General features: G+C 47.6%; 7 protein-coding genes and 1 tRNA gene. 4 read left to right on the top strand and 4 right to left on the bottom strand.

Annotated elements, in window-relative coordinates; genetic code table 11:
* The first annotated feature begins 201 nt into the window (after positions 1-201).
* A tRNA-Trp gene (locus ACTQ3A_RS13615) sits at positions 202-272 on the top strand.
* A gap of 78 nt (positions 273-350) precedes the next feature.
* Here ACTQ3A_RS13615 and ACTQ3A_RS13610 read toward each other — a convergent pair.
* From ACTQ3A_RS13610 to ACTQ3A_RS13595, 4 genes are all read right to left on the bottom strand, one after another.
* Positions 351-1,208 (bottom strand): MBL fold metallo-hydrolase, encoded by an 858-nt coding sequence (locus tag ACTQ3A_RS13610; protein WP_441495345.1) that lies wholly within the window; start codon positions 1,206-1,208, stop codon positions 351-353.
* A gap of 283 nt (positions 1,209-1,491) precedes the next feature.
* Entirely contained in the window at positions 1,492-3,060 is a 1,569-nt protein-coding gene (locus ACTQ3A_RS13605) for a hypothetical protein (protein WP_441495175.1), read from the bottom strand.
* A 4-nt stretch (positions 3,061-3,064) separates the two neighbouring features.
* A complete protein-coding gene (gene tnpA, locus ACTQ3A_RS13600; RefSeq protein ID WP_441495174.1) occupies positions 3,065-3,463 on the bottom strand; it encodes an IS200/IS605 family transposase in 399 nt (132 codons plus the stop codon).
* The gene (locus ACTQ3A_RS13595) at positions 3,460-3,810 is read right to left on the bottom strand and encodes a GH39 family glycosyl hydrolase (RefSeq protein ID WP_441495173.1); all 351 of its coding nucleotides are present in this window, start codon (positions 3,808-3,810) and stop codon (positions 3,460-3,462) included. The genes tnpA and ACTQ3A_RS13595 overlap by 4 nt, the downstream gene beginning before the upstream one ends.
* 35 nt (positions 3,811-3,845) lie before the next feature.
* Between ACTQ3A_RS13595 and ACTQ3A_RS13590 the strand changes: the two genes are divergently transcribed.
* From ACTQ3A_RS13590 to ACTQ3A_RS13580, 3 genes are all read left to right on the top strand, one after another.
* A complete protein-coding gene (locus ACTQ3A_RS13590) occupies positions 3,846-4,181 on the top strand; it encodes a hypothetical protein (protein WP_441495172.1) in 336 nt (111 codons plus the stop codon).
* 487 nt (positions 4,182-4,668) lie between these two features.
* Entirely contained in the window at positions 4,669-5,673 is a 1,005-nt protein-coding gene (locus tag ACTQ3A_RS13585; RefSeq protein ID WP_441495171.1) for a carbon-nitrogen hydrolase family protein, read from the top strand.
* Positions 5,674-6,029: 356 nt separating this feature from the next.
* Complete coding sequence (locus ACTQ3A_RS13580; RefSeq protein WP_441101557.1) at positions 6,030-6,914, top strand: LysR family transcriptional regulator; 885 nt, start codon at positions 6,030-6,032, stop codon at positions 6,912-6,914.
* Positions 6,915-7,473: the final 559 nt, after the last annotated feature.

The following is a 7,473-nucleotide window of genomic DNA, read 5'->3' as shown; positions in this document are numbered from 1 at the left end:
GGGCAGAGGTGGAAGTGCCGTAAGGCATGGAGCTGACTGTTACTAATCGGTCGAGGGTTTGACCTGAAGCATAAGTTGGAACGGAAGGAGGGAATCCGGAGACGGATTCCCAGGAAGAGTTTGTGTGTTCAGTTTTGAAGGTATGTGTTATGATTTTTTGTTGGTACATTAGCCAGGTCATTTACATATCTTGAGTAATACAGGGGATTGGTCAAATGGCATGACAGAAGTCTCCAAAACTTTTAGCGGGAGTTCGATTCTCTCATCCCCTGCTTTTTAAATGAGCAGATGAAATCCGGAAAATGCTGTGAAATCAGTATTTTCCGGATTTTTTTCACCCTCGATCAGGCTTAAACCGACAATATGTAACCTTCTCCGGGAACAAAGATGTGAAAAGGAAGTTCCGGATGCAGGCGGTGGGCAAGATCCACAAAGGTTCCCGGGTTGATCTCGTTCACGTAGTACAGGTCCCAGTGCACGGGGATAAGCATGCCTGCATGGGTGTCTGCGGCAAGGGTAATTGCTTCCGTGCTGTCAAAGCAGCCGATAATGTCTTTCACGTTCCTCCGATAGTAATCCCGCCCGTTGACGGGAAGAATCAGTGCGTCGCAATTCATGATTCTGGATTCCAGGCCGTCGTATGGGCAGCAGTCGCCCGAGTGATAAATGGTGGCATGCCCGAAGGATATACGGTAGCCGACTTCCGCAAAGCCGCCCTGTTGATCCGGGTGGAGTTCTTCATGCGCGGCAGGAATCATCGTGAATGATATTTTATGACCGGGATCGAGTACGGTCGGACTGTCAATGACGGGCTGCAGAATCTGTTTCGCGGGGACGCCGCAATCGGAATAGACGTTGCAGACAGGGGGCGGACCGATGAAGATGGCTTTGTGGTTCACTTCTGCGATTTTACGGAGCGTCCAGGGATCTGCGTGATCAAAGTGGGCATGAGTGCAGAAAATGAAATCAAGAAAATCAAGATTCTCCGCCTGTATCGGAGCGGGATAAAGCCGTTCCCATCTGACGAGAGCGGAGCTGCAGTTTTTGTCCACGTAGTCTGACAGATAGCCGTCAATCATAGTATAGGTGTTCTGGTATTTGATGATGAAAACGACCTGTCCGATGTAATAAGAAGGCGGCATCGAGATGAAATAAGCTGGATCTTCGTTTTTGATTGTGTCAAAAGATGCCTTTTGACCTCCTCCCACGGTTAAAACCGTGGGATTCCGGGAGCGAACTCCTGAAACATCCTTGTCCAAGGGAAGGCTGCCTTAGATTTCCGGACATCACTTTCGCTCTGTACAAGCAGCTTGGTTATAGTCCTTCTTTTCAGGCTTCCAGGACTATGCTCTTCATCGGTATTCCGATCCGGAGACCGGAGCCTTTTACCGGGCGTACCTGACAGCTGGCCGGGCCGTGCGAGACATTTACAGGTTCTATTCAAAAAGGGAAGAGACAGCAAGTGCTGTTTCTTTTCTTTTTGCCAAAAAATCAGTATCCGAAACAAGCCGGATGGTTTTCCTTTGCGGTTGCCTTGATAAAGGCGTCATGCATGGTTACGAAATGTTCAAACATCGAGTTACAGAGATCCCGATCCGGCGCGGTACCGGAAGGGTTGGAGCAGAAGATCAGGAAGGCACTGTACAGGTCACGCTGTATTTCATGGCCGTCTATGGTTTTCCAGCGGTCAGACAGCGCTGCCTTGTGATATTCGCCGGTATCATGGTGGTACTGGCTCGCACGGAACTTTCGTGTGTCAATTCGGACAGCCTGTCCGCCGTACTGTTCCGCCTTCCGCGTAAGGATGGCGACGAACAGGGCAGGTGAACGGTCATTCAGCGATTTGCCAAAGCGCTTCTTCTTTTTGCACTTACGGACTGTCTTTTCCTTCCCGTTCTTATCTTTCACAACGGTCGCTTTTTCCTGCCGTTCTGTTGGTTTCCGGGAGCGTTTCTGCAATGCCGCGTATGTCATATCCTCTATCAGGAAACAATTCCCGTTATTGACCAGCAGCTCATTGGCCTGGTGGTTATGGGAGCATTCGGTGGACGCTGATTTTTTTCGATACAGTTCGCGGATACGTCTCTGATGACGACGGCAGTTGTTGGAAATTACCCAGTTGTGTTTTCCTTTTATCACCCTGCCGTCGGCATCGTAATGATCCGGATTCAGCGCTCGTTTTTCCTGATCCACCAGTCTCTGCTGTCTGGCAATCTCTTTGTTATAGCAGCCCGACATAGGGGCGAGCTCTTTCAGGGAAACCGCCTTTTCAGAAACCGAAGCCATCGTAGAGACACCGGGGTCTATGCATGTAAGTCCGGAGGAAACACAGAGCTTCTTCGGGGCATCACCGTCCATATAGAGGTTGATGTAATACCGCCACCCGTTTTTAAATGGCAGACGGATGAGTTCCCCGTACTTCAGCTGGTGTCCAACACTTTCTGCGGCATACGGATCTTTTTTATTCATGCGAAACGGGATGGTTAATCCAAGCCAGTTCACGGTATTGGCGTTCCTATTCACCTTGATGCCGTTCGTGGAACACTTCTGCGAAATGGAACGCTGGTCATCCAGCTTTTTCAGATGGACAAATTTCCCGTTCCCATACAGGACCTTCTGAACACCCGTATACACCCGGTCGGCTTCCTTCTGTGCCTGCTGGCTCGAAATGTGCTTCTGAAAACGGTGCTGCATGACCTTGACATAGGATTCCAGTCCGGTCTGCGTCAGGCAAAAGAATTCGATCCGTTCATTCATGATGTCCATCAATTCGCGGAGCCGTTTCTTCACGGCTTTCAGCCTCGACCGTTCTCCGCGTTTTGCCGGCTTCTTCTGCGCCTCGGCTTCGTCCAGCCGCTTCTGCAGCTTTTCGGCTTCCGGCTTCAGGGCGCTACGCTCTTTCCTGGCATCTATATACGCGCGGTCACGCATCAGCTTGTGCAGCTGTTTCTGCGCGTACTTAACGGTCTGATTGTGGATATGCCATAACATACGGAACCGTTTTTCCAGAATACGGTCATCTTCTTTTGTTGTCAGAAGGAGGAATCGTATGGTGTGCATAAAATCACCTCGTTTTCTGCGTCCGTACGTACCGTTCCACCGTTGCTTCGGTGACATTTTCCGCTGTGCTGACAAAATAGGAACGGGTCCAAAGGGAGGGCATCTGGGAAAGCTGTGGGATTTCGTCACGCAGCGCGCACGAGGTCGCCTGCTTGATAATCCTCACGATTTCCGGGATACTGAGCTGCGGATAAGCACTGACAAACAAATGGGCATGATCACGATGACATTCCATCGCAAGGATCTCAATCTGGTTGGCTTCGCAGGCCTGGTGCGTCAGTTCCCGAAAGCGTTTTTCAACGCCTGGAATGTCAAAAATTTTACGCCGGTATCTTGGGCAGAAAACCAGATGATAATTCAGAAATGATACGGTTGTTGCGGTTTTTTTATATACTGTCTTCATGTGTATATTGTAACATACGACATACAAAAATGAAAACGTTTGTTCTGTATTTTTGTATTTTTTTCAAAGCGATTCATCCCACGGTTAAAACCGTGGGCTTTCTCGCCATATTTTTTGTAAAAGGTCTGAAAATCTTCAGGATTGTCAAATCCATACAAAAAGGAAGCCGTGTTCGGCAGATTCCAGAGACTGTATCTCCAGGTTCTTGTTTCCTCGATGCCATATCGTTTCCGGATGTGCTGAAAGAAGACCTGAATGAGATTACACCATGCCTGGTTGGAGCGGGGCTGGCTGACATTGTCGTTGAACAGGTATTTATTCGGATGCAGAGCAAGAACCCGGGGCATGAAGGATAACTGGATCCAGGGCTTGAGACCATGGAATGCAGAAAATCCAGCCCCATATCGACATAGGCAAAATTGTAAACAGGATTTCCGGATGCATCGGCAGAAGCGACGAGGGGGCGGTCGGAAAAAAATCCGCTGAAACGCAGGTATCGCACGCCTGTATCCTTCTTCAGGCGGAGGAGCATCTGCTGGACATTCGGGAGAAGGATGTCGCCGGCGGAACCGACGGTCGCCAGATTTTTCCATGTGTGGTGGAGCGGATATTTATGGGAAGCACTGTTGTGCAGGCGGATGGACAATGCTTCCTCATAAATCGGAGTAATTGCCTGATAAGGAAGCTCGTTCTGTTTCTCTGGAAGGGGAGTTCGTGAGCCGGAAGTGGTTGTACAGAATATCCATGAGATTGTGTAATGATCTATATCCCTGTTCTCTCTGATCTGTTCCCTGCCCTAATGGTCCGAAGTCAAAGGAACAGCTTATTTTTCCACAGGTGATTTTTCCCTTGATCATATTAAAACATAAATGATAAATGGTTTTCAAGACACAAGAGCGGCAGAGAAACTCAAATACCGTATCAGGGCCGGCTGACACATGTGTATTAAGGACCAGTTAACACGTGTGTATCAAGGACCGGTTGACAAGTGCGTATCAAGGATCGGTTGCCCTCTGTGTATCAAGGATCAGTTGAGACCTGTCAAGAACAGCTTGATTTCTTTTTTGGAAAAACTGATATATATTATGAGCATCGAAGACAAAGGCGTCGGGAGAGGGAAACCTCACCGATGCCTTTTTCTTTTATCCCGGGAGAAAAACGTCAGCATTGTCAACAGCAGAATCTGTTAAAGGAGGAAATCAATCATGGCAAAATATCCGAAATACAAAGTAGCGGCAGTACAGGCGGCACCGGTTTATCTTGATCTTGCGGCGACGGTTGAAAAGTCTGTGAAGATCATTAAGGAAGCTGCCGACAACGGTGCAAAGCTGATCGGTTTTCCGGAGGGATTCCTGCCCGGATATCCCTGGTTTGCTTTCCTTGGAAGAGCACTTGACTATGTCCCGAGATTTTACCATCAGCTTTACCTCAACGCGGTAGAGGTTCCTGGCGATGCACTCGCAAAAATCAGCCAGGCCGCAAGAGATAACGATATTTACGTATGCATCTCCGGATCGGAAAAAGACGGCGGATCCCTTTATCTAACGCAGTTCTGGTTTGACAACAAGGGAAATCTGATGGGCAAGCATCGGAAGATGAGAGTATCTGTCGCAGAACGTCTGATCTGGGGCGACGGTTCCGGTTCCCTGATGCCGGTATTTGATACGGAGCTTGGAAGACTCGGCGGATGCCAGTGCTGGGAGCATGATGTAGCTCTGGATATCGCAGCGATGAATGCTCAGAATGAGCAGGTTCATGTCGCTTCCTGGCCCGGATATTTCGATGATGATATTGCAAGCAAGGCATATGCGATACAGACCGGTGCATTTGTCCTGATGACCAGCTCTGTGTATGATGACCGTCTGTATAAGATGCTGTGCACCGATGAAAATGGCAAACTTGAGGAGGACCGTCTGGCATATTTCAAGACACTGAAGCAGGGTCATACCGCGATCATCGGACCGGATGGAAATCTCAGAAGTGATTATGTTCCGTCCGGTGAGGAAGGCATTGCGTATGCGGATATTGATCTTGAAGATATCATCGATTACAAGTATGGATTTGATGCTGCGGGACAGTATAGAAATCAGTATTTGACGCTGAACTTCTACAGAAAGCCGCATCCGTTCTGCAATTTCATCGGAGAGGGAGATCCGGAGCCGGTTTCCTATGATGAACTGCAGCCATACGCGGAGGATGAACAGAAGTAATTCTCAATGTATGCCTGAACCAGAACCTTTGCTGTCAGCATGGGATGCATAAAGGATGAACAGAAGAAATCCGCTGTGTTGACAGGTTTCTGACAGTGGAATATATTGAAGACAGGGAAAAGAAAGAGGCAGTTCTTATACAAGGCTGCTTCTTTTTTGTAATTTACGCGAACAGCGAGCCACAGCCGAATGCGAAGCATTCGTGTGGGGCGAGCGTCGCGATAGCGAGATAAAACTCGCGCAGCGTGTTTTATCTCGTTTGGAAGGGATTCCCGGCAGTGCACGCGCAAAATCACAATTCAGCAGAGCTCCCGGAGATTTTTTTCGTGTTGAGCATTTAACAGGAAGTGGGCAAAATGAATCTGAAGGATATGGAATGTTTCATTGAGGTCTGTGAAAAAAAGAGCATTACCGCAGCCGCGGAGGCAATGTTTCTCTCCCCACAGGCGGTGAGTCAGACCATTCGCAGAATGGAGGAAGAAGTTGGCGCAGAGCTTCTGGTCCGTTCCCAGAAGGGAGTGGCGCTGAATGAGTATGGGAAGATTTTTTACGATCATGCGTGCCGGATCATCGCGGATTACAATGGGATGACGGCTTCCATCAGTGATCTGAAAAAACAGGAAAAGGGTTTCTTGCGCCTGGTTTCCGCGTATGGGGTTCTGCGTCTGTTGTCGCCCGAGTTCATCCATACATTCACGGATCAGAATCCCGGCGTGCGGCTGGATTATATGGAATTTCCGGATATATATATTGAAGAAAATGTCAGAAACAGGAAATATGATCTTGGATTTGTTCCGTATGTGAAGAAAGACCCGGAATTGAAATATATACCGCTTTTTTCGCGAGAGATTTTTTTCATTACACACAGGAAGAGCAGATATTACGACAGAAACGAGGTGTCGGTAAAGGAAATCAGCGAGGAGCCGGTGATTATCGAAAATGGTAATTTCATGATTCACCATATTCTGGAGGAAACCTGCAGAAAGGAAGGCGCTGATCTGGACGTGTATTTCAACACAAGTGGCTTCAGCCTTTGTTACAAGCTGTGCCGGGAGCAGGAAGGCAACACGGTCTCCATGGACTTCATTTTTGAGGATATGGGAAGCGATGATCTGCGGAAAATTTCGTTCGCGGAACATCCGCTCTGGAAGGTGGCGGCAGTTGTGAGGAAGGATATGCCGCAGACGGACAATGTAAGGAAGCTGATTGATTTTGCTGTGGAGTGGTGTGCAACGATCTGATGCAGTTCTCGCTTCGTTTATTGTAATCCCTTCCATTGAGCCACCGGTCAATGGAAGGGACAGTCCATCCCGGATTTTCCAAATATAAGAGGTGTATCATTTGATGTGCAGAGGATATGCCAACAAAATGAACGAATTGACGACACAATACATACAATAACCACGATATATAATAACAGAAGCGAAAAAACCGCGTAATTAAAGGATAAACGGGCACTGAAATTTTCTTCAAAAAATATACAATTTCCTGTTGACAATCCTATACCCGGGTGGTAAAGTATCATTTGTCGCCGAGATACAGCGACAGAACAAAAGTAATACAGAATGAACATTGACAACTGAACAGTAAAACACATCCTCGAAAATTCAAATGAAGTTTTATAAAATTTTTGTTTGAACGATCGATGAGTATTCATGGATGTAACGTTCAAATGAACGATACATGAAGTGATTACGATCCTTTAAAACAGTAAAAAGGGATGAATTAGCCAAGTGTTAATTCTGAACGAATCAAATCTTTTTTATGAGAGTTTGATCCTGGCTCAGGATGAACGCTGGC

This window comes from Bilifractor sp. LCP21S3_F8, from assembly GCF_052117805.1.
In the GTDB taxonomy this organism is placed as follows: Bacteria; Bacillota; Clostridia; order Lachnospirales; family Lachnospiraceae; genus Bilifractor.
The sequence above is the reverse complement of the archived record's forward strand: the minus strand, read 5'-3'. Positions and strand labels throughout refer to the sequence as shown.

What these genes read in the sequence shown, in the direction of transcription:
- ACTQ3A_RS13605 (WP_441495175.1), bottom strand. Translation starts at nt 3,060, where the DNA reads ATGCACACCATACGATTCCTCCTTCTGACAACAAAAGAAGATGACCGT.
- tnpA (WP_441495174.1), bottom strand. Translation starts at nt 3,463, where the DNA reads ATGAAGACAGTATATAAAAAAACCGCAACAACCGTATCATTTCTGAAT.
- ACTQ3A_RS13595 (WP_441495173.1), bottom strand. Translation starts at nt 3,810, where the DNA reads ATGCCCCGGGTTCTTGCTCTGCATCCGAATAAATACCTGTTCAACGAC.
- ACTQ3A_RS13590 (WP_441495172.1), top strand. Translation starts at nt 3,846, where the DNA reads ATGCAGAAAATCCAGCCCCATATCGACATAGGCAAAATTGTAAACAGG.
- ACTQ3A_RS13585 (WP_441495171.1), top strand. Translation starts at nt 4,669, where the DNA reads ATGGCAAAATATCCGAAATACAAAGTAGCGGCAGTACAGGCGGCACCG.
- ACTQ3A_RS13580 (WP_441101557.1), top strand. Translation starts at nt 6,030, where the DNA reads ATGAATCTGAAGGATATGGAATGTTTCATTGAGGTCTGTGAAAAAAAG.